Below are 20,231 nucleotides of genomic sequence, written 5' to 3' on the forward strand. Positions count from 1 at the left end.
CGTCCTTCCGGGGCCGACTCGGGTCGGTTCAGCTACCGAAGATGGCCTGCTTCTGCTGCTCGATGGACTCCAGCAGGCCGTCGATGTCGTTCGGGTTGTCGATGAACGACTGCAGCGACGGGATCATGACCGTCGACGCGAAGTCGGGCCGGGTGTCCCGGTCCAGGAACTGCGTGATGTGCGCCGCCTCGCCGACGAGCGTGGCCGCCTTCTTCTGCAGCTCGTTGTAGCCCGACGTGTCCGCGGTGTTGTTGGCCGCGACGTTGTTCGGGTCGGAGGCGAGGTACGTCTCGATCGCCTCGGCACCACCGAGGTACTCCAGCAGCGCCTTTCCGCCGTCCACGTTGGACTGCGCGTTGCTCATCATGAAGCCGTCGATGGGCGCCTCGACCGTGTCGCGGCCGTAGTCCGGGTTGATCTCGGGGAACGCGAAGAAGTCCAGGTCGTCGCGGTCGGGACCCTCCGGGAACTGCTGGCCGACGAACATGCCCAGCAGGTACATGCCGGCCTTCTTCTGCAGCAGCGACTGCGCGGCCTCCTGCCAGGTCCGGCCGAGGGCACCGGTCTGGCTGATCGGCAGCAGCGAGTCCTTCCAGGTGGTGAAGACTTCCTTCACCTTGGGATCGGTCCACGACTCCTGGCCGGCCATGAGGGCGACGTGGAAGTCGTACCCGTTGGTGCGCACGTTGAGGTAGTCGAACGTGCCCATCGCCGGCCAGCCGTCCTTGTCGGCGAAGGCGAGGGGGGTGAGGCCCTTGTCCTTCATCGTCGCGGCGGCCTTGTTCAGCTCGTCCAGGGTCGTGATCGACTCCGGGTCGATGCCGAGCTCCTTGAAGACGCTCTTCCGGTAGAACAGCGCCCACGGGTAGTAGTAGAAGGGCACGAAGTACTGGTTGCCGTCGTTGCCGGTTGAGGCCTGCTTGAACGACTCGTTGAAGTCGCCGCCGATGTTCTCCCAGACGCTGTTGATCTCCTGCGCGAGGCCCTGCTCGGCGAAGAAGCGCATCCGGTAGCCGGCGAACCAGGTGAAGTCCTGGTCCGGCGAGCCCTGCAGGTAGCTGTTGATCTGCTCCTGGAAGGTGTTGTGGTCGACGGTGTTGACCGCCACGTCGATCCCGGAGGCGGCGGTGAACTTCTTGAAGACCTCCTCGTACGCGGTGCGGGGCACCTCGTCGGAGGCGTTCGACCCGAAGGTCACGGTGCCCGACGCCGCGGCCGAGGACGACTCCCCGCCGCTGGCCGCCGCGCTGCTGCTCGAGCCGGAACCGCTGTCTCCCCCGCATGCGGCCAGGAGGGGGCCGGCCGTGGCCAGCCCGGCGACCCCGAGGGCCGACTTCAGCATGGTGCGCCGGCTGGTGGAGGTGCCGCCGAGGGCCCCCAGCACCGACTCAGGACGATCCGCCATGGTGCTCTCCCATCTCATCGGGTTCGCTCAAACCCGAACATGACCGCACAGTAGGACCGCGCCCGCCGGAAGTCACGGGCCCTCCGGAACAATCCTGTCCCCGTTGCCATTCCGTTACCAAACCCTCGGGGGAGCCGGCCGCTGCCCGATCAGGCCCCCGCGGCGCCGGCGACTCTGTGTTGGTTTCTGTTGACTTGCCCGGTCCGAAGGAGAATCCTGCGGTCCATGGCATGGCCGGCCCTGCCGGGCCTCATCCTGGGCGCGGACTACAACCCCGAGCAGTGGCCGCGCGCGGTCTGGGACGAGGACCGCCGGCTGATGCGGGAGGCCGGGTTCACCCTCGCCACCGTCGCGGTCTTCGGCTGGGCCCAGCTGGAGCCCGAGCCCGGGCGCTACGACCTGGACTGGCTCGGCGACGTCCTCGACGGCCTGCACGAGGCCGGCGTCGCCGTGGACCTGGCCACCGCGACCGCATCCCCGCCGCCCTGGCTGGCCCGGGTCGAGCCGGACTCGCTGCCCGTCGACCGCGAGGGCCGCACCCGGTGGCCGGGCGCCCGCCAGGCGTACTGCCCCTCCTCCCCCGGCTGGCGCGGCCGCGGGCTGGCGCTGGTGGAGCGGCTGGCCGACCGGTTCGGCGGCCACCCCGCACTGCGGCTGTGGCACGTCGGCAACGAGTACGGCTGCCATACGGCCGCCTGCTACTGCGACCGGTGCGCGGGTCGGTTCCGCGCGTGGCTCGCCGAGCGGTACGGCGACGTCGATGCACTCAACGAGGCCTGGGCGACGGCGTTCTGGAGCCAGCGCTACTCCGACCTCGAGGACGTGCTGCCGCCGCGGATCACACCGAACGGCACGTTCGCCAACCCGACCCAGCAGCTGGACTACCGGCGCTTCTCCGACGACCTGCTGCTGGAGTCCTTCGTCGCCGAGCGGGACCTGCTGCACGAGCGCTCCCCCGGCATCCCGGTCACCACCAACTTCATGGTGATGACGCGCTTCAACCAGCTGGACTACTGGCGCTGGGCGGCCGAGGTGGACGTCGTGAGCACGGACTTCTACCCCGAGTTCGCCGCGGCCGACGCGCACGTCGAGCAGTCGTTCTCCGACGACGTGACCCGCGGGCTGGCGGGCGGCGACCCGTGGATGCTGATGGAGACGTCCACGTCGGCGGTGAACTGGCAGCCGCGCAACCGGGCCCGGCGCCCGGGCGAGCTGCTGCGGTCCTCGTTGGCGCACGTGGCCCGCGGCGGCGACGCGGTGATGTTCTTCCAGTGGCGCGCCTCGCGCGGTGGCGCGGAGAAGTACCACTCCGGGCTGGTCCCGCACGCCGGCGCGGACACCCGGGTGTGGCGCGAGGTCGTGGAGCTCGGCCGGACGCTGCAGCGCCTGGGTGAGGTCCGGGGCAGCCGGGTGCCGGCCGACGTCGCGCTGGTGTGGGACTGGCAGGCCTGGTGGGGCGTCGAGCTGGACAGCCACCCCAGCCAGGACGTCACCTACCCCGACCGGGCGCTGGCCTGGTACCGCGCGTTGTGGGACCGCTCCGTCCCGGTCGACGTCGTTCCTGCCGGTGCGGACCTGTCCGCATACCGACTCGTCGTCGTACCCACGCTCTACCTGGTCACCGACGAGGCCGCCGAGGCCCTGGGCCGGTACGTCGAGGCCGGCGGCCACGTGCTGGTCACGTACTTCTCCGGCATCGTGGACGAGCGGGACCAGGTCCGGCTCGGCGGCTACCCCGGTGCGTTCCGGGACATGCTCGGCATCCGGGTGGAGGAGTTCGGACCCCTGCTGGCCGGCGAGCGGGTGCGGCTCAGCGACGGCGGCACGGCGGACGTGTGGACCGAGGACCTCGGCCTGCGCGGAGCCGAGGCGGTGGTGACGTACGTCGACGGCCCGCTCCCGGGGGTTCCCGCGCTCACCCGCCACGGCCACGGCGCCGGAGTCGGTTGGTACGCCGCCACCCGCACCGACGACGCGACGACCGCCCGGTGGCTGGAGCGGATGCTCATCGAGGCCGGGGTGACGCCGCCGGTCGACGTACCGGCAGGCGTGGAGGCGGTGCGCCGCAGCGACCACGAGCGTTCGTGGCTGTTCCTGCTCAACCACACCGACGACGAGGTCGCGGTGGAGGTGCGCGGCACCGACCTGGTCACCGGTCAGGACGTGGGTGCCGGGGTGAGCCTGCCGGCCGGCGGCGTCGCCGTCGTACGGGAGTCCGTCGTGCCTGGACCAGTCGCACCCGAGTCAGTGACGACCGGCGGCTGAGATGCTGGCGTCGCAGCGGCAGGCGGTGATCCTGGACCAGGTCCAGCGACACGGCGCGGTCCGCGTCAGCGACCTGGTCGCCGAGCTGGGCGTGTCCGACATGACGGTGCGCCGGGACATCGCGGTCCTGGCCGAGCGGGGCCTGGTCGAGAAGGTGCACGGCGGCGCCACCGCGCCGCAGGACCGCAGCGTCGACGAGCCCGGGTTCGAGGCCAAGCGGGTGCGCGAGCAGCGAGAGAAGGAGGCCATCGCGGTCACCGCCGCCACCCTGGTCCGACCCGGCATGGCCATCGGCCTGTCGGCGGGGACAACCACCTGGACCCTGGCGCACCGCCTCGGGGACGTGCCCGGACTGACCGTCGTGACCAACTCGATGCTGATCGCCGACGTGGTGCTGGCCGCCGACGGCCCCGACCAGACCGTGGTGCTGACCGGCGGCATCCGGACGCCGTCGGACGCGCTGGTCGGACCGGTCGCGGTCCAGGCCCTGCGCACGCTGCACCTGGACCTCGTCTTCCTGGGCGTGCACGGGATGGACGAGGCGGCCGGGTTCACCACGCCGAACCTGATGGAGTGCGAGACCAACCGGGCCCTGGCCGCCGCGGGACGACGGCTCGTCATCACCGCGGACCACACCAAGTGGGGGGTCGTCGGACTGTCGACGATCGTGCCGCTCGACGAGGCCGACGTGCTCGTGACCGACGCGGGCCTGTCCCCGGCCGCCGTACGGACGCTGGAGTCGCACGTCGAGTCGGTGGTGCTCGCACCACTCGACCCACCCGCCGTCAGGAGCGTGACATGAGACGGACGAGCACCCGGCTCAGCGACGGGCGCGAGCTGCTCTACTTCGACGCCGACGGGACACCGCCTCGTGTCGCCGTCGACCAGCGCGGCCTCGCGGCGCCGGTCGAGGGCCCGCAGCAGCGCTACGACGCGCTGATGGACGAGTGGGTGTCGGTCGCGGCGCACCGGCAGGACCGAACGTTCCAGCCGTCGCTGGTGGACTGCCCGCTCTGCCCGAGCGGCCCGGACCGGCTGACCGAGATCCCCGACACGGACTACCAGGTCGTGGTGTTCGAGAACCGGTTCCCGTCGTTCGGCGGACTGCCGGGTGAGTACCAGGCGGAGTGCCCCGAGGAGTCCGATCTGTTCCGGTGCGAGCCGGCGGTCGGCCGGTGCGAGGTCGTGTGCTTCACCTCCGACCACGACGCGTCCTTCCGGTCGTTGACCCAGGAGCAGGCGCGGTTGGTCTTCGACGCCTGGACCGACCGGACCCGCGACCTGTACGACCGCCCCGGCGTCGAGCAGGTCTTCGTGTTCGAGAACCGCGGCGACGAGATCGGCGTGACGCTGTCGCACCCGCACGGGCAGATCTACGCGTACCCGTTCGCCACCCCGCGGACCCGGCGGCACCTGGAGTCGGCGCGGACGTACCGGGCACGGACCGGGCGCAACCTGTCCGAGGACCTGGTGGCCGCGGAGCTCGCCGCGGGGACGCGGCTGGTCGCGCAGAACGAGCACGCGGTGGCGTTCGTGCCGTTCGCCGCCCGCTGGCCGGTGGAGGTGCACCTCTACCCCCGCCGCCGGGTTCCGGACCTGGGCGCGCTGACCGACGAGGAGCGCGCCGCCGTCGCCTCGCTCTACCTGGACGTGCTCCGCCGCTGCGACCGGTTCTACGACCGGCCGCTGCCGTACGTGGCCGGCTGGCACCAGGCGCCGCGCCACGCCGACGGTCGTGACGAGGCGGCCCTGCACCTGGAGCTGTTCTCCGTCCGGCGCGCACCCGACAAGCTGAAGTTCCTCGCCGGATCCGAGTCGGCCATGGACGTGTTCATCAACGACCGCTCGCCGGAGGACGTCGCCGCTCGGCTGCGGTCGCTGTCCGACGGCGCCGGATCCGACGGCGCCGGGGCCGATGGCTGACCTGGCCGCGTCCTTCCGGGCCGCGTTCGGGCACGACCCCGAGGTGGCCTGGCGGGCCCCGGGGCGGGTCAACCTGATCGGCGAGCACACCGACTACAACGACGGGTTCGTGCTTCCGCTCGCCGTGCCGTTCGAGGTACGCGTGCTGGCGGCACGGCGGGACGACCGGGCGCTGCGCGTCGCATCCCTGCAGGAGCCGGACGGGACGACGGAGGTCGTGGCGGACGTGGAGGCCCTGCGGCCCGGGGACGTCGGCGGTTGGGCCGCATACGTGGCCGGCACCGCATGGGCGCTGGGCGAGCGGGGCGTCTCGGTGCCGGGCGCGGACCTGCTGGTGGACGGCGACGTGCCGCAGGGCGCCGGGCTGTCGTCCTCGGCGGCGCTGGAGTGCGCGACCGCGGGGGCGCTGCTCGCGCTGGGCGGTGACTCGTTGCCGTCGGCGGAGGTGGCGCTGGCCGCGCAGCACGCGGAGAACGACTTCGTCGGGATGCCCTGCGGGGTGATGGACCAGTTCGCGTCCACGCACTGCACCGCGGACCACGCACTGTTCCTCGACACCCGGACGCTGGATGCCCGCCAGGTGCCGCTGCCGCTGGCCGAGCACGGGCTGGTGCTGCTGGTGGTGGACACCCGCGCTCCGCACCGGCTGGTGGACGGGGAGTACGCCGCGCGTCGGGCCCAGTGCGAGCGGGCCGCGGCGCTGCTGGACCTGGCGGCGCTGCGCGACCTGTCCGAGGAAGGGCTGCCGGCGGCGTTGGAGCGGCTCGACGACGAGGTGCTGCGACGGCGGGTTCGGCACGTGGTCACCGAGGACGCCCGGGTGCTGGCCACGGTGGCCCTGCTCGACGCCGGGGACGTCCGGGGCATCGGCCCGCTGATGACCGCGTCGCACGCGTCGCTGCGCGACGACTACGAGGTCAGCTGCCCGGAGCTGGACGTGGCGGTGGACGCGGCGCTGTCCGCCGGCGCCCTCGGCGCACGGATGACCGGGGGCGGGTTCGGCGGCTCCGCGATCGCCCTGGTCGACGCGGCGTCGGCGGACGCGGTCGCGGAGGCGGCGGTCGCCGCGTACGCCGAGCGCGGGTTCGCCCCCCCGCGCGTGTTTCCCGTCCTTCCCTCCCCCGGCTCCGCCCCGCTCCCCCTCACCCGCTGACCCGCCGCCCACCCCGGACCTCCTCGACGGAATGAGTCCGGGCGTTGCTTACGTCCCCGAAATCGGCCGGAAAGCGACGTGGGGACTCATTCCGTCGCTGGAGAACTCCGACGAGCGGGCGGCGGGGGGCGCGAGGATGCCCCATGCACCGGGATCCCCGCGCCGAGGCCGCCGCACTCGTGGGGGCGGAGTACGAGCCGTTCGTGCTCGAGCCGTCACCACCCACCGTCACCGAGCCGCCGTACTTCGCCGATGACCCGATGGACCTCACGCGAGCGGACGGGCGGCCCACCATCGTCCCGGCCGGGCACCCCGGTGACCTGTCCTGGGACGACTGGCTGGCGCAGCACCCGGAGCACCGGGACTGGGTGAGCCGGCGCTGGCTGGGCGGCGACCGGCGGCTCCCGGCGGTCCCGACCGGCTACGCCGCGGGGCGCGAGGCCCTGCACCGGTTGGGTGCGTACGTCATGGCGCCGGTGCGGCACGCCGCGAACGGCAAGTTCGGGCTGCGATTCACCCTCGACGGCTTCGGCACCCCGTTCTTCGGCGGGGACCGACAGGTGCGGGTGGCCGCCGACGTCGTCGTCGACCAGCGGGGCGAAGCGGCCCGCAGCATCGCGATCACGACGCTCCGCGAGGTGGCCGAGGCGCTCGGCGGCGAGGTCGACGAGCTGACCCGGGAGTCGGACGGGCCTGCGGCCGGCGACGTCGACGAGCCGCTGCGCGTCGACCCGTCGGTGACCGGCTTCCTGGGCGCCTGGTACGGCATGGCGACCGCCGCGTTGGAGCTGCTGCGCGCCCGGCACCCGGACGCGACCCGGCCGCAGCTGTGGCCGGGCCACTTCGACGTCGCCGTCGAGCTGGGCGACACAGCAGTGCGGGGGTCGTACGGGGCGTCGCCCGGCGACGCGGCGATCGGCGAGCCGTATCTGTACGTCAGCGTCTGGGACCCGGACGCCGCAGGCCTCGAACGCGGGGCCGACGTGTGGAACGCCTCGGCCTTCCCCGGCCGGGTGCTGCGCCTGTCCGACCTGGATGCCGGGACGGACCCGGTTCCGCAAGCCGTGCGCTTCTGGGCGGAGACGTACGACCTGCTCATCCAGGCCCGCCACCACCCTGCGACGGAATGAGTCCAGGCGTTGCTTGCAGGCAGAAAATCGGGCCGCAAGCAGCGTGGGGACTCATTCCGTCGCGGAGAGAGCACGGGGGGCGCCGGGGACGGGGGGTCGGGGAGCGGCCGCCGCGGGACGTCAGGTGAAGCGGACGGTGAGGGGGGCGTGGTCGCTCCAGCGCTCGGCGTACGTGGGCGCCTTGCCCACCTCCGCGGACACCGCGCGGGCGGCCAGGCCGGGGGTCGCGAGCTGGTAGTCGATCCGCCAGCCCCCGTCGGTGTCGAAGCCGCGGCCGCGCCAGGACCACCAGGTGTACGGACCCGGGCCGTCGCCGCCGAAGGCGCGGCCGAGGTCCACCCAGCCGCGCCCGGCCCAGCGGTCCAGGTAGGCCCGCTCCCCCTCGAGGAAGCCGGCCTTGCCCCGGTTGCCCCGCCAGTTCTTGATGTCGACCTCGCGGTGCGCGACGTTGAGGTCACCGGTCACCAGCGCGTGCCCGCCCCGCCGGGTGGCCCGGCGACGCAGCGCGGTCAGCCGCCGGTCCATCGCGTCGAGGAAGCGGTACTTCTCGGCCTGCCGCGGCGTGTCCGCCTCGCCGGTGTGCACGTATGCCGACACGACCGTGACCGGACCGAGCGCAGTGGCGACGTCGGCCTCGACCCAGCGCCCGCTGTCGGCGAACTCGGCGTCGCCGACGCCGACCCGCACCGCGTCGAACGGCAGCCGGCTGACCACGGCCACCCCGGAGCGGCCCGGCACCGACGCCTCGGTGTGCGCCACGTGCCAGTCACCCAGGCCGGCCTCCGAGAGCACCATGGACACCTGGGCGTCGGACGCCCGCACCTCCTGCAGGCACAGGACGTCGGCTCCGCAGGAGGCCAGCCAGGCCGTGCCGCCGCGGCGGGCGGCGGCACGGATCCCGTTGACGTTGGCGGTGACGACCGTCAGCACGTCCCGGCGGACCGAGTCAGCCCGCCAGGCCGAGGGTGGCCATCCGCTGCTGCAGGTTGGAGTCGATCGCGCCGAGGAAGTCCTGCGTCGTCAGCCACTCGGTGTCCGGCCCGACCAGCAGCGCCAGGTCCTTGGTCATGTGGCCGTCCTCGACGGTCTTGATGCACACCGTCTCCAGCGTCTCGGCGAACCGGACCACGTCGGGGGTGTTGTCCATCCGGCCGCGGTGCTGCAGCCCGCGCGTCCACGCGAAGATCGACGCGATCGGGTTGGTGGAGGTCGGCTTACCCTGCTGGTGCATCCGGTAGTGCCGGGTCACCGTGCCGTGCGCCGCCTCGGCCTCGACCGTCTGGCCGTCCGGGGTCATCAGGACCGAGGTCATCAGGCCGAGCGAGCCGAACCCCTGCGCGACGGTGTCGGACTGCACGTCGCCGTCGTAGTTCTTGGTGGCCCAGACGTAGCCGCCCTCCCACTTCAGCGCGGCCGCGACCATGTCGTCGATGAGCCGGTGCTCGTAGGTGAGGCCGCGCTCCTCGAAGAGCTGCTGGAACTCGTTCTCGTAGACCTCCGCGAAGATGTCCTTGAACCGGCCGTCGTACGCCTTGAGGATCGTGTTCTTCGTGGACATGTAGACCGGGTAGTTCCGGTTGAGGCCGTAGCGCAGCGACGCGCGCGCGAAGTCGCGGATCGACTCGTCGAGGTTGTACATCCCCATCGCGACGCCGCCGCCCGGGAAGTCGTACACCTCGAACTCCATCGGCTCCGAGCCGTCCGCCGGGGTGAACGTCATCGTGAGGGTGCCGGGACCGGGCACCTTGAAGTCGGTGGCGCGGTACTGGTCTCCGAACGCGTGACGGCCGACGACGATCGGCTTGGTCCACGACGGCACCAGCCGCGGGATGTTGCTGATGATGATGGGCTCGCGGAAGATGACGCCGCCCAGGATGTTGCGGATGGTCCCGTTCGGCGAGCGCCACATCTTCTTCAGGCCGAACTCCTCGACCCGCGCCTCGTCCGGCGTGATGGTGGCGCACTTGACGCCGACGCCGTACTTCTTGATGGCGTTGGCCGCGTCGATGGTCACCTGGTCGTCGGTGGCGTCCCGGTGCTCGATGCCGAGGTCGTAGTAGTCGAGCTCGACGTCGAGGTACGGCTTGATCAGCTGGTCCTTGATGAACTGCCAGATGATCCGCGTCATCTCGTCGCCGTCGAGCTCGACGACGGGCTTCTCGACCTTGATCTTGGCCACGCTGGGACTCCTTGCTGGGGTGCGGTGTCGGGGTCGGGTTCGTGGGGCGGGCGTCAGACCGGAGCGCGGGTCAGATCAGGCCGAGCGCGCGGACGGCCTCGCGCTCCTCGGCCAGCTCGGCGACCGAGGCGTCGATGCGGGCGCGGGAGAAGTCGTTGACCTCCAGGCCCTGGACGATCTCCCAGCGACCGTCACGGGACACGCAGGGGAACGACGAGATCAGGCCCTCGGGGACGCCGTACGAGCCGTCCGACGGGATCGCGGCGGAGGTCCAGCCGCCCTCCGGTGTTCCGTTGACCCAGGAGAAGACGTGGTCGATGGCGGCGTTGGCTGCCGAGGCCGCCGACGACGCGCCCCGGGCCTCGATGATGGCGGCGCCGCGCTTGGCGACGGTCGGGATGAAGTCGTCCTCGAGCCAGGCCTGGTCGACCAGCTCGGTCGCCGGACGCCCGGACACGGTCGCGTGGAAGATGTCGGGGTACTGGGTCGCGGAGTGGTTGCCCCAGATGGTCAGTCGCTCGATGTCGTTGACCGTGCTGCCGGTCTTGGCGGCCAGCTGCGACAGGGCCCGGTTGTGGTCCAGGCGCGTCATCGCGGTGAAGCGCTCCTTCGGCACGTCGGGAGCGTGCGCCTGCGCGATGAGCGCGTTGGTGTTGGCGGGATTGCCGACGACGAGGACGCGTACGTCGTCCGCCGCGCCCGCGTTGATGGCCGCGCCCTGCGGCTTGAAGATGCCGCCGTTGGCCTCGAGCAGGTCGCCGCGCTCCATCCCCTTGGTCCGGGGGCGCGCACCGACGAGCAGGGCCACGTTGACGCCGTCGAAGGCGACCATCGGGTCGTCGGAGATGTCGATGCCGGCGAGCAGCGGGAACGCGCAGTCGTCGAGCTCCATCGCGGTGCCCTCGGCCGCCTTCACCGCCGGCGGGATCTCCAGCAGCCGCAGCCGGACCGGGACGTCGGGTCCGAGCAGCTGGCCCGAGGCGACCCGGAACAGCAGCGCGTAGCCGATCTGGCCGGCGGCTCCGGTGACGGTGACGTTGACGGGGGTACGGGCCATGGCGCGGGGCCCCTTCCTCTGCGACCGGGCGGAAAGTCTCTTGAGGTCAAGATACCGGGTCCGAGGCTAGCGGATCCGCCGGGCCGGGGCGACCCGCGTCCCGCGGCCGCAGGGGCCGTCAGTTCGGGGCGGGAACGATGAAGGTGAAGATCGAGATCCCGATGCCGAGCAGGGCGAGCACGACGAGGTCCACCCGCTTGGAGCGCACGGCCAGCAGCCCGGCGTCCTCGTCGGTGAGCAGCAGCCGCAGGAAGAACGCGAGCACGACCGAGCCGGACATCAGCACCGCGCCGCGGCGGAAGTGGTCCAGGGCGATGGTCGCGAGGGCGATCGCCAGCAGGACCAGCACCACCGTCAGCGGCCACTGCCGCAACGACAGGCGGCGCCGGCGCGGGAGGTGACGCACCTCGGCCAGCCGGTCCCCGTCGTACGGCGGCATCGGCGCGGACGGGCCCACAACGGGGACGCTACCCCGCGTGGACGCCCGCGGCCCGCTCCGCGGACTCGACCACGTTGGCGAGCAGCATCGCCCGGGTCATCGGACCGACGCCCCCGGGCATGGGAGCGACGAAGCCGGCCACCTCGAGCACGCCGGGGTCGACGTCCCCGACCAGCCCCTCGTCGGTGCGGGTGATGCCGACGTCGAGGACCGCGGCGCCGGGCTTGACCATGTCCGCGGTGACCAGCCGCGGCACCCCGGCGGCGGCCACGACGATGTCGGCGCCGCGGGTGTGGGCGGCCAGGTCGCGCGTGCCCGTATGCGTCAGCGTGACCGTCGCGTTCTCCGACTTCCGGGTCAGCAGCAGGCCGAGCGGGCGGCCGACGGTGACGCCGCGGCCGAGCACCACGACCTCCGCGGACGCGATCGGCACGTCGTACCGGCGCAGCAGCTCCACGATCCCGCGCGGCGTGCACGGCAGCGGCGCGGGGACGCCGAGGACCAGCCGACCGAGGTTGGTCGGGTGCAGACCGTCGGCGTCCTTGCCCGGGTCCATCAGCTCCAGCACCCGGTTGGCATCGAGGCCCCTCGGCAGCGGCAGCTGCACGATGTAGCCGGTCACGGCCGGGTCGGCGTTCAGCGCGTGGACGGCGTCCTCGACGTCGGCCTGGGATGCGGTCTCGGGCAGGTCGACGCGCACCGACGCGATGCCGACCTCGGCGCAGTCGCGGTGCTTGCCGCGGACGTACGCGTGGCTGCCCGGGTCGTCACCGACGAGCACCGTGCCCAGCCCGGGTACGACCCCCCGCTCCGCCAGCGCCGCCACGCGCACCGCCAGCTCGCCCTTGATCGCCGCTGCGGTGGCCTTGCCGTCCAGGATCGTCGCGCTCACGGGCGCCGATCCTGCCACGCCCCCGGTGTCACTCCGACGGGAAGACCCGCTGCAGCGTGAACGCCTCGGCGGACGGCCCGAGCCGGTCGAGCATGCTCAGCCGCAGGTGCGCCTCATCCAGGTCGGGGCGGTGCGCCTCCGGCACCCACCACAGCACCAGGTGGTGCGACGCCAGGGGGACGAAGAACTCGCGCCGGCGGCGCAGCAGCTCCAGGTGCTGCCCGGCGTACATCCAGGCGCGCAACGACTCCACGGAGTCCCAGACCGAGAGGTTGACGACCACGTCCTCGCCCCAGGGGCGGATCGAGGTGGCGTTGCCGCTCTCGTCCTTCAGCCGCCAGACGAAGCCCGAGGCACTCTCCGCGGAGGCGTTGACGTCGTCCAGGGCCGCCACGAAGTCGGCCAGCTCGGGCGAGTCCAGCGCGGCACGCAGCCGCGCGATGTTGAGCTGCGCGAGCTGACGAGGGAGTTCGGCGTCTGGCACGGCGGTGACCGTACCGGTCCCCGGCCGCGGCAGCAGCCGAGATTGCAGGACCCGAGATCCCCCGACATGCGGGGAAGCCGGTCCACGTCAGAGGTCGTCGTCGGTGATGTCCAGCTTCTCGATGAGCCGGTCCATCTCGGGATGCGTCAGCAGAATCAGGGTCTTGCTGGTCTTGCCTCGCAGGATCACCAGCTTGTCGCCCTCTTCGATGCCCAGCTCCCTGCGCGCCTCGACCGGGATGACGATCTGACCCTTGGCTCCCACGGTCGCCATGCCGATGAGCGACTTCACCGTGCGCATGCGTCCCCCTTCGATCTGGTAGGACAAGTATAACTCATCATACGTTTCCTACAGGAGATCCCCGGGGACCGGGACGCGCGGCGGGACTGGGGCCGTCGCCGCGGGTGGTGCCGTGGGACTAGTGGAAGAAGTGCCGCGTCCCGGTGAAGTACATCGCCACCCCGGCCGACCTCGCCGCCCAGATGACCTCCTCGTCCCGGACCGACCCGCCGGGCTGGACCACGGCGCGCACGCCGGCCTCGGTCAGCACCTCCAGGCCGTCCGGGAACGGGAAGAACGCGTCGGACGCCGCCACTGAACCCGGGGCCCGCCCGTCGCCCGCGCGCGCGACCGCCAACCGGGCCGAGTCCACCCGGTTGACCTGGCCCATGCCGATGCCGACGGCGCCGCCGTCACGGGCCAGCAGGATCGCGTTGGACTTCACCGACCGCACCGCCCGCCAGGCGAACTCCAGGTCGCGCAGGGTCGCCTCGTCCACCGGGTCCCCGCAGGCCAGCTGCCACTCCGACGGGTCGTCGCCGTCGGCCTCGACGTCGTCGACGGTCTGCAGCAGCACCCCGCCGCTGATCGAACGCCACTCCACCCGGTACCCCGGGTGCGGACCCTCGACCCGCAGGATCCGCAGGTTCTTCTTCTGCTGCAACAAGTCCAGCGCGTCATCGTCGTACCCCGGCGCGACCACGACCTCGGTGAACACGTCACCCATGGCCTGCGCCATCGCCAGGTCCACCGGCCGGTTCGCGGCGACGACCCCGCCGAAGGCGGAGATGGGGTCGGTGTCGAAGGCGCGGGCGTAGGCCGATGCGATGTCCGCGCCGATCGCGATGCCGCACGGGTTGGCGTGCTTGATGATCGCCACCGCGGGCTCGGTGTGGTCGTACGCCGCCCGGCGCGCCGCGTCGGCGTCGACGAAGTTGTTGTAGGACATCTGCTTGCCGTGCAGCTGCTCGGCGCGGGCGAGCCCCGGCCGGTGCTCGTGCGCGGCGTAGACGGCGGCCGCCTGGTGCGGGTTCTCGCCGTAGCGCAGCACCTCGGCCCGCTCCCACGAGGCGCCCAGCCAGACCGGGAAGCCGTTGCCGTCCGGGTCGGGCGCGACGACGCTGCCCATCCACGACGCCACGGCGATGTCGTAGGTGGCGGTGTGCGCGAACGCCTCGGCGGCCAGGGTGCGCCGTTGGTCGAGGGTGAAGCCGCCGTCGGCGAGCGCCGCCACGACGTCGGGGTAGCGGGACGGGGACACCACGACGGCGACGTTGGCGTGGTTCTTCGCCGACGCGCGGACCATGGCCGGGCCACCGATGTCGATCTGCTCCACGCACTCCTCGGGCGCGGCCCCCGAGGCCACGGTGTCGCTGAACGGGTACAGGTTCACCACGACCAGGTCGAACGGCTCGATCCCGAGCTCGGCCAGCTGGTCGACGTGGCTTGCCTGCCGCAGGTCGGCCAGCAGCCCCGCGTGCACCCGCGGGTGCAGCGTCTTGACCCGGCCGTCCAGGCACTCGGGGAAGCCGGTGAGGTCCTGCACCTGGGTGACCGGCACGTCTCGCGCCGCGATCCGCGCGGCGGTCGACCCGGTCGACACGATCTCCACGCCGGCGTCGTGCAGGGCGCGGGCCAGGTCGTCCAGGCCGGTCTTGTCGTAGACCGACACCAGGGCGCGGCGGAACGGCCGGCGGCCGGGGTCTGCGGGCTGCTCGCTCACGGGATCGTCACCTTCCTGCCGGACACGGTGCACCCGTGCACGGCCAGCCGGGCCACCACGTCGACCAGCAGCCGACGCTCGACGGTCTTGATGCGCTCGTGCAGGGTCGCCTCGTCGTCGTCCTCGGCGACCGCGACCGCCTCCTGGGCGATGACCGGGCCGGTGTCCACCCCGGAGTCGACCAGGTGCACCGTGCACCCGGTGACGCGCACGCCGTACGCCAGCGCGTCGCGGACTCCGTGCGCGCCGGGAAACGACGGCAGCAGCGCGGGATGTGAGTTCACGATCCGGCCGCCGTACTCCGCCAGGAAGACGGGTCCGAGCAGCCGCATGAAGCCGGCGGAGACCACCCAGGCCGGGTCGTACGGCTCCACCGCGGCGGTCAGCGCCACGTCCCAGGCGGCCCGGTCGGGGTAGGCGCCGGGGGGCACCGTGAAGGTCGGCACCCCGGCGTGCACGGCCCGCTCGAGTGCCTGGACCTGGGGGCGGTCGGTGCCGACGGCGACGACGGCGACGGGGTGGTCGGGGTCCGCGGCGGCGTCGAGGAGGGCCTGCAGGAGGGTGCCGGTGCCGGAGGCCAGGACCACGACACGGGCGCTCACGTCTGGCGACCCTATCCGAGCACGCCGGAGGGGGACCGCCCGCGTGGGCGGCCCCCCTCCATCAGGGGTGTGGTCGCGCTCAGGGCGCGATCTGCTCCTGGTTGAACTGGCGGTACATGTTCACCGTGAACAGCGCCGCGAAGGGCAGCAGGACCAGGGTGAGGATGCCGAAGAAGAACCCGCCGAGGAACGCGGCGGCGGCGTTGATCAGCGTCATCAGCAGGGCGGGGACGAAGTTCTTCGTCACCGCGCGGTAGCTGCTGCCGAACGCCTTGCCGATCCCCTCGCCCTTGTCCAGTGCGTAGAACGGCGCCAGCTGGAACAGGAAGATCGCGACCAGGCCGGGCAGGATGCACAGCACCAGGCCGATGCCGACCATGAGGCCGAACACGATGGCGACCAGGATGTAGGCGCCGAGGTTCTCCGCGCTGGTGATGTTGTGGAACCCGGGGGTCTCACCCAGCGAGGTCTTCAGCGCGGCGCGGTAGACGCCGATCGTGGCCAGCCAGGCGAGGACGCCGAAGACGATCGCCATGATGATGCCGACGAGGATCGTCGTCCCGAAGCTCGCGACGCAGGACGACAGCGTCGTGTCGTTGACCGTCACCGTGTCGCAGTTGAGGAACGCGTTGGTGATCGGCGTGGTGGCCAGCCACTGCAGCAGCCGGATCGCGAACACGACGGCCGCTAGGCCCACGAACGCGATCCAGTACTGGCCGAACTTCGCGATGGCCCACGAGAAGCCCTTGCCCACGTCGGGCTGCCCGCCGGGCGCACCGGGGGGCGGCGGGCCGACGTAGCCGTAGCCCGCTCCGGTCCCCGGCGGGGGCGGCGGAGGGGGCGGGGGCGGTGGCGCAGCGCCACCGGGCGGCGGGGGCGGCGGTGCGCCCGCGCCGGGCGGCGGGGGCGGCGGAGTGCCTCCCGCCGGCGGCGGGGGCGGAGGAGGGGTCGCGCCAGGCGGCGGCACCTCGGGATCGGGCGTCCCCGGGGGGACGTTCTGGTCGGACACGGTCTGCCTCCTCGTCCGCGGAACCTGCGCACCGATCATTCCGCACCCTCGCGCGGAAGTGGGGACATCCGAACGGGTGACGTTGCGTGTCGCCGGACACACCCGGGAGCGGGATGCGGCCCCCGGTCGGGCCCGGGGCGTCAGGTGTCGGCGAGCACCAGCGTGCCGGCGAGGCGGTCCGGCCAGCCGCGCAGCCGACCCCGCCGGTCCCAGACGGGCGACGTGACCGCGGCGAGCGCCGCCAGGAGCAGCGCGGTCCCGACGTACGGGACGTACCAGCCCAGCCCCCAGGCGAGGAGCCAGACCCCGCCGACGGGCAGCCACCGCAGCACGGCGCGACCCAGGCCGGGGCGGACCCCGTCCGAGCCGCGGACGACGCGGACGCGCAGCAGTCGGCGGCCGGGCGTCCGGCCGGACAGGCCGACGAACCCCCAGGAGTACGCCGCCGCGACCACGCCCACGGTGAGGGCCTCCACCAGCGCGGTCCCCAGCGGTGAGCCGACAAAGATCGCCCCCGTCGACGGGTCGACCGTCGGGTTGCGCCCCAGCAGCGGGACGGTGACGAGCAGCGCCAGCCCGACGCCGACCGCCAGGACCAGCGCCAGGTCCAGGACCGCCGACAGGAAGCGCGGCAGCAGGCCGGCCAGGACGGCCGCGCCGCCCGAGGGGCCGGGCGTCGCGGTGCCGGCGTCGGCGCCGGCGCCGACGGACGCTCCCCGGGGAGCCCGGTGCCGGCCGTGGACCGGCGCGGATCCGGGGGTCGTCACCGCGCCCGCCGGCACGGACGGTGGGCGTGGGCGGGCGACATGCCCGAAGGCTACGACGCCGGCGTGCTGCCGGCGGCGACGGCGGGCGCGGAGGTGGACGCTGCCGGTGGCGTGGCTGCGTCCGCACCCGTACGGACGCTGAGCAGCAGCGTCGCCACCAGGCAGCCGAACCCGACCAGGCCCGCAGTGGCGGCCCCGGTGGCCAGCGGGTCGGGGCCCAGGCCGGACAGGCGTGCGGAGCCGAGGCCCCCGGACGACAGCCAGGCGAGCACGGCGACCGCGAGTCCGGCGGTGGCGGCGACCCCGGTCACGGACCCGACCAGGACCGCCGTGTCGGGTGGCGCATCCCGGTCGCGGCCGCGGGCCAGGACCAGGGCGGCGACCGCTCCGGCAAGGACGGGTACCAGCAGGACGGCGACGTAGGCCCAGTGCCGGCTCTCGGGCACGACCGCGAGCAGCGGGAACGCGGGCAGGTCGCCCGGCGCGACCTCGAACGGACTGACCACCGCGCCGGCCCCGAGGGCCACGCCCGGGCCGACGAGGAACGCGGCCGTCCAGGCCACGAGGACGGGGAGGTACGCCAGGGACAGCAGCAGCAGGAGCGGGCCACCGGTCGTCCCGGGCTGCAGCGCGTCGGTGAGTGCCGCCCGGCGCTCACCGGAGAGCATCAGCAGGACGGCCACCACCAGCGCGGCGGCGCCCACCACGACGGCGGCCGCGGCCGCACCCGCGGACAGCGACAACCGAACGGTCGCGGGCAGCCGGGCGAGCAGCCGCCCGCCGACCCCGGAGCGCCGCAGCGCGGTGACGCTGACGACGAGAGCGGCCACGGCGGCGGTGAGCACCGCCGCCTCCGTGGTGAGGACGGTGAGCTCGGCGCCTCCGACCAGCAGGGAGACCCCCGCACCGGCGATCCCGTACGCCCCCGCCGCGCCGGCGACGAGCAGCGCCACCGCGCCACCGTCGCGGACCCGCCCGGTCCGCACCGCCCATCGGGTCGTCAGCGCCAGCAGCAGAACCGGGACCAGCAGCAGGCCCCAGGGCGTGAGCGTCAGCGGGATCCCGTCGAGGATCAGGGGTACGTGGTGCGCCGCCAGCCACGCCGACCCGGCGGCCCGCAGGGTCGCCGACCAGGGGGTCTCGTCGTGCGGTGCGGCGACCCACGCCAGGACGACGACCAGGCCGAGCAGGCTCAGGCCGAGCACGGCCGACCAGAGGGCGGCCGCGGCGCCCGCGACCAGCGGGGGCAGCCGGAGCGTGGTCGAGGCGGGCGCGGGTGGGGCCAGGGACTCGGGACTGGCCGCGGGGGCCGGTCGGCGCGCCGCGCGGGAGCGACGGCGTCCCGCACCCGCGGCCGCCTCGGCCCGCCGGGACTCAGCCCGCCCGGACTCGGCCCGCCCGGACTCAGCCCGCCCGGATTCGGCCCGCCCGGACTCGGCAGGTCGTGGGTGGCGGCCGTCGGTGGCCGCGGCCGCACCGCCGGTCCCCGTCGGGCGGACCAGGACCACGGTGTCGTGCTGGTCGGACCCGGGCGGGTCGGCGGGACGCGGCATGGGGTCACCTTCCCAGGAGTCGCGTACGCCCCGTGGGACCGCCACGCCCCTTCCGTCACACCCGCACCAGAACGGCGCCCCCTGGCCGGGTGCCGGGGACCGGGCCGGGTGCCGGGGCCCGGGCCGGGGACCGGTGACCGGGTCGGGGACCGGTGACCGGGCCGGGGTGCCCCCCGACCCACCGGTGGAACGTACGACCACCTCCGCGCCCCCTGCGGGTGGCGCGGGGTTCCACCGGCGGGGGCGGGTGAGGCGGGCGGGACGGGTGCGGCTGCGGACGGGGAGGTGCGCCTCGCGCGACGCCGCTGGGCCGCTCTGTCGAGTGTGACGTTGTGCCGAGACACGCCGGCGTGTCTCGGCACAACGTCACCATGGTGGTGAGCGACGTGACGGGTGTGACGCGTCGTTCGTCGCCCGAGTGAGCCCGAGGCCGACGTCCCGGGTGGGAGCGCCCGCACAGGCGGGCGAACCCCGCAGCGCGGGGGGCCGCGTCAGCCGGCGGTCATCAGCTCCCGCATCAGCCGGGCCGCCTCGCTCGGCGTCCGGCCGACGCGGACGCCGACGGCCTCGAGGGCCTCCTGCTTGGCTGCCGCGGTGCCCGAGGACCCGGACACGATGGCGCCGGCGTGGCCCATCGTCTTCCCCTCCGGCGCGGTGAACCCGGCGACGTAGCCGACGACCGGCTTGGTCACGTGCTCGGCGATGTACGCCGCCGCACGCTCCTCGGCATCCCCGCCGATCTCGCCGATCATGACGATCGCGTCGGTGTCCGGGTCGTCCTGGAACGCCGCGAGGCAGTCGATGTGCGTGGTCCCGATGATCGGGTCGCCGCCGATGCCGACGCAGGTGGAGAAGCCGATGTCCCGCAGCTCGTACATCATCTGGTAGGTCAGCGTGCCGGACTTCGACACCAGCCCGATGCGCCCGGGCTTGGTGATGTCCGCGGGGATGATCCCGGCGTTGGACTGGCCGGGGCTGATGATGCCCGGGCAGTTCGGCCCGATGATCCGCGTCGTCCCGGCGTTGACGGCGTACTGGAAGAACTGGGCGGTGTCGTGCACGGGGATGCCCTCGGTGATGACCACGCACAGCGGCAGCGCGGCGTCGACCGCCTCCTCCACCGCGCCCTTGGCGAACTTCGGCGGTACGAAGACCACCGACACGTTCGCGCCCGTCGCGTCACGCGCCTCGGCCACCGAGTTGAACACCGGGATGCCGTCGACGTCCTGCCCGCCCTTGCCGGGCGTGACGCCGGCAACGATCTGCGAGCCGCTGGCCACCATCCGGCGGGTGTGCTTGGTGCCCTCGGACCCGGTCATGCCCTGCACCAGGATCCGGCTGTCCTTGTCGAGGAAGATCGCCATCGTCCCG

The 20,231-nt window shown here is 73.3% G+C and carries 19 protein-coding genes; 5 read left to right on the forward strand and 14 right to left on the reverse strand.

Features of this window, described 5'->3' with window-relative positions:
• Nucleotides 1–28: 28 nt before the first annotated feature.
• The gene (locus R2737_13365; GenBank protein MEZ5117249.1) at nt 29–1,405 is read right to left on the reverse strand and encodes an ABC transporter substrate-binding protein; all 1,377 of its coding nucleotides are present in this window, start codon (nt 1,403–1,405) and stop codon (nt 29–31) included.
• A 225-nt stretch (nt 1,406–1,630) separates the two neighbouring features.
• Here R2737_13365 and R2737_13370 point away from each other — a divergent pair, with 225 nt between their 5' ends.
• The 5 genes from R2737_13370 to R2737_13390 all read left to right on the forward strand — a co-directional run bounded on the left by R2737_13370 (nt 1,631) and on the right by R2737_13390 (nt 7,876).
• Nucleotides 1,631–3,670: a beta-galactosidase gene (locus R2737_13370; protein ID MEZ5117250.1), complete on the forward strand. Its 2,040-nt coding sequence runs from the start codon at nt 1,631–1,633 to the stop codon at nt 3,668–3,670.
• Nucleotide 3,671: 1 nt separating this feature from the next.
• On the forward strand, nt 3,672–4,472 hold the full coding sequence (locus tag R2737_13375; GenBank protein ID MEZ5117251.1) for a DeoR/GlpR family DNA-binding transcription regulator: 801 nt from the start codon (nt 3,672–3,674) through the stop codon (nt 4,470–4,472).
• Nucleotides 4,469–5,593 carry a galactose-1-phosphate uridylyltransferase gene (gene galT / locus R2737_13380; protein ID MEZ5117252.1) on the forward strand — a complete coding sequence of 375 codons (1,125 nt, stop codon included), beginning with the start codon at nt 4,469–4,471 and terminating at the stop codon, nt 5,591–5,593. Before R2737_13375 ends, galT begins: the two co-directional genes overlap by 4 nt.
• Nucleotides 5,586–6,746, forward strand: a complete 1,161-nt coding sequence (gene galK / locus R2737_13385; GenBank protein MEZ5117253.1) for a galactokinase — start codon at nt 5,586–5,588, stop codon at nt 6,744–6,746. The genes galT and galK overlap by 8 nt, the downstream gene beginning before the upstream one ends.
• A gap of 143 nt (nt 6,747–6,889) precedes the next feature.
• The gene (locus R2737_13390; protein ID MEZ5117254.1) at nt 6,890–7,876 is read left to right on the forward strand and encodes a hypothetical protein; all 987 of its coding nucleotides are present in this window, start codon (nt 6,890–6,892) and stop codon (nt 7,874–7,876) included.
• A 120-nt stretch (nt 7,877–7,996) separates the two neighbouring features.
• Here R2737_13390 and R2737_13395 read toward each other — a convergent pair whose 3' ends face one another.
• From R2737_13395 to sucD, 13 genes are all read right to left on the reverse strand, one after another.
• On the reverse strand, nt 7,997–8,806 hold the full coding sequence (locus R2737_13395; GenBank protein ID MEZ5117255.1) for an exodeoxyribonuclease III: 810 nt from the start codon (nt 8,804–8,806) through the stop codon (nt 7,997–7,999).
• Nucleotides 8,807–8,822: 16 nt separating this feature from the next.
• A complete protein-coding gene (locus R2737_13400) occupies nt 8,823–10,055 on the reverse strand; it encodes an NADP-dependent isocitrate dehydrogenase (GenBank protein MEZ5117256.1) in 1,233 nt (410 codons plus the stop codon).
• A gap of 70 nt (nt 10,056–10,125) precedes the next feature.
• Entirely contained in the window at nt 10,126–11,112 is a 987-nt protein-coding gene (locus tag R2737_13405) for a malate dehydrogenase (GenBank protein ID MEZ5117257.1), read from the reverse strand.
• 118 nt (nt 11,113–11,230) lie between these two features.
• Complete coding sequence (locus tag R2737_13410; GenBank protein MEZ5117258.1) at nt 11,231–11,569, reverse strand: DUF3017 domain-containing protein; 339 nt, start codon at nt 11,567–11,569, stop codon at nt 11,231–11,233.
• Nucleotides 11,570–11,579: 10 nt separating this feature from the next.
• Nucleotides 11,580–12,443 carry a bifunctional methylenetetrahydrofolate dehydrogenase/methenyltetrahydrofolate cyclohydrolase gene (locus R2737_13415; GenBank protein ID MEZ5117259.1) on the reverse strand — a complete coding sequence of 288 codons (864 nt, stop codon included), beginning with the start codon at nt 12,441–12,443 and terminating at the stop codon, nt 11,580–11,582.
• Between the two features lie 28 nt (nt 12,444–12,471).
• Nucleotides 12,472–12,927, reverse strand: a complete 456-nt coding sequence (locus R2737_13420; GenBank protein ID MEZ5117260.1) for a DUF3291 domain-containing protein — start codon at nt 12,925–12,927, stop codon at nt 12,472–12,474.
• Between the two features lie 87 nt (nt 12,928–13,014).
• The gene (locus R2737_13425) at nt 13,015–13,227 is read right to left on the reverse strand and encodes an AbrB/MazE/SpoVT family DNA-binding domain-containing protein (protein ID MEZ5117261.1); all 213 of its coding nucleotides are present in this window, start codon (nt 13,225–13,227) and stop codon (nt 13,015–13,017) included.
• Between the two features lie 118 nt (nt 13,228–13,345).
• Nucleotides 13,346–14,929, reverse strand: coding sequence for a bifunctional phosphoribosylaminoimidazolecarboxamide formyltransferase/IMP cyclohydrolase (gene purH / locus R2737_13430; GenBank protein ID MEZ5117262.1), 1,584 nt, complete (start codon nt 14,927–14,929; stop codon nt 13,346–13,348).
• Nucleotides 14,926–15,531 (reverse strand): phosphoribosylglycinamide formyltransferase, encoded by a 606-nt coding sequence (purN, locus tag R2737_13435; GenBank protein ID MEZ5117263.1) that lies wholly within the window; start codon nt 15,529–15,531, stop codon nt 14,926–14,928. Before purN ends, purH begins: the two co-directional genes overlap by 4 nt.
• A 79-nt stretch (nt 15,532–15,610) precedes the next feature.
• A complete protein-coding gene (locus R2737_13440) occupies nt 15,611–16,285 on the reverse strand; it encodes a hypothetical protein (protein MEZ5117264.1) in 675 nt (224 codons plus the stop codon).
• Nucleotides 16,286–16,680: 395 nt separating this feature from the next.
• Nucleotides 16,681–17,307: an RDD family protein gene (locus tag R2737_13445; protein MEZ5117265.1), complete on the reverse strand. Its 627-nt coding sequence runs from the start codon at nt 17,305–17,307 to the stop codon at nt 16,681–16,683.
• 50 nt (nt 17,308–17,357) lie between these two features.
• Complete coding sequence (locus R2737_13450; protein ID MEZ5117266.1) at nt 17,358–18,860, reverse strand: DUF6350 family protein; 1,503 nt, start codon at nt 18,858–18,860, stop codon at nt 17,358–17,360.
• A gap of 491 nt (nt 18,861–19,351) precedes the next feature.
• Nucleotides 19,352–20,224, reverse strand: a complete 873-nt coding sequence (sucD, locus tag R2737_13455) for a succinate--CoA ligase subunit alpha (protein ID MEZ5117267.1) — start codon at nt 20,222–20,224, stop codon at nt 19,352–19,354.
• Nucleotides 20,225–20,231: the final 7 nt, after the last annotated feature.

The organism is Candidatus Nanopelagicales bacterium, assembly GCA_041393815.1.
Taxonomy (GTDB): domain Bacteria; phylum Actinomycetota; class Actinomycetes; order S36-B12; family JAWKJK01; genus JAWKJK01.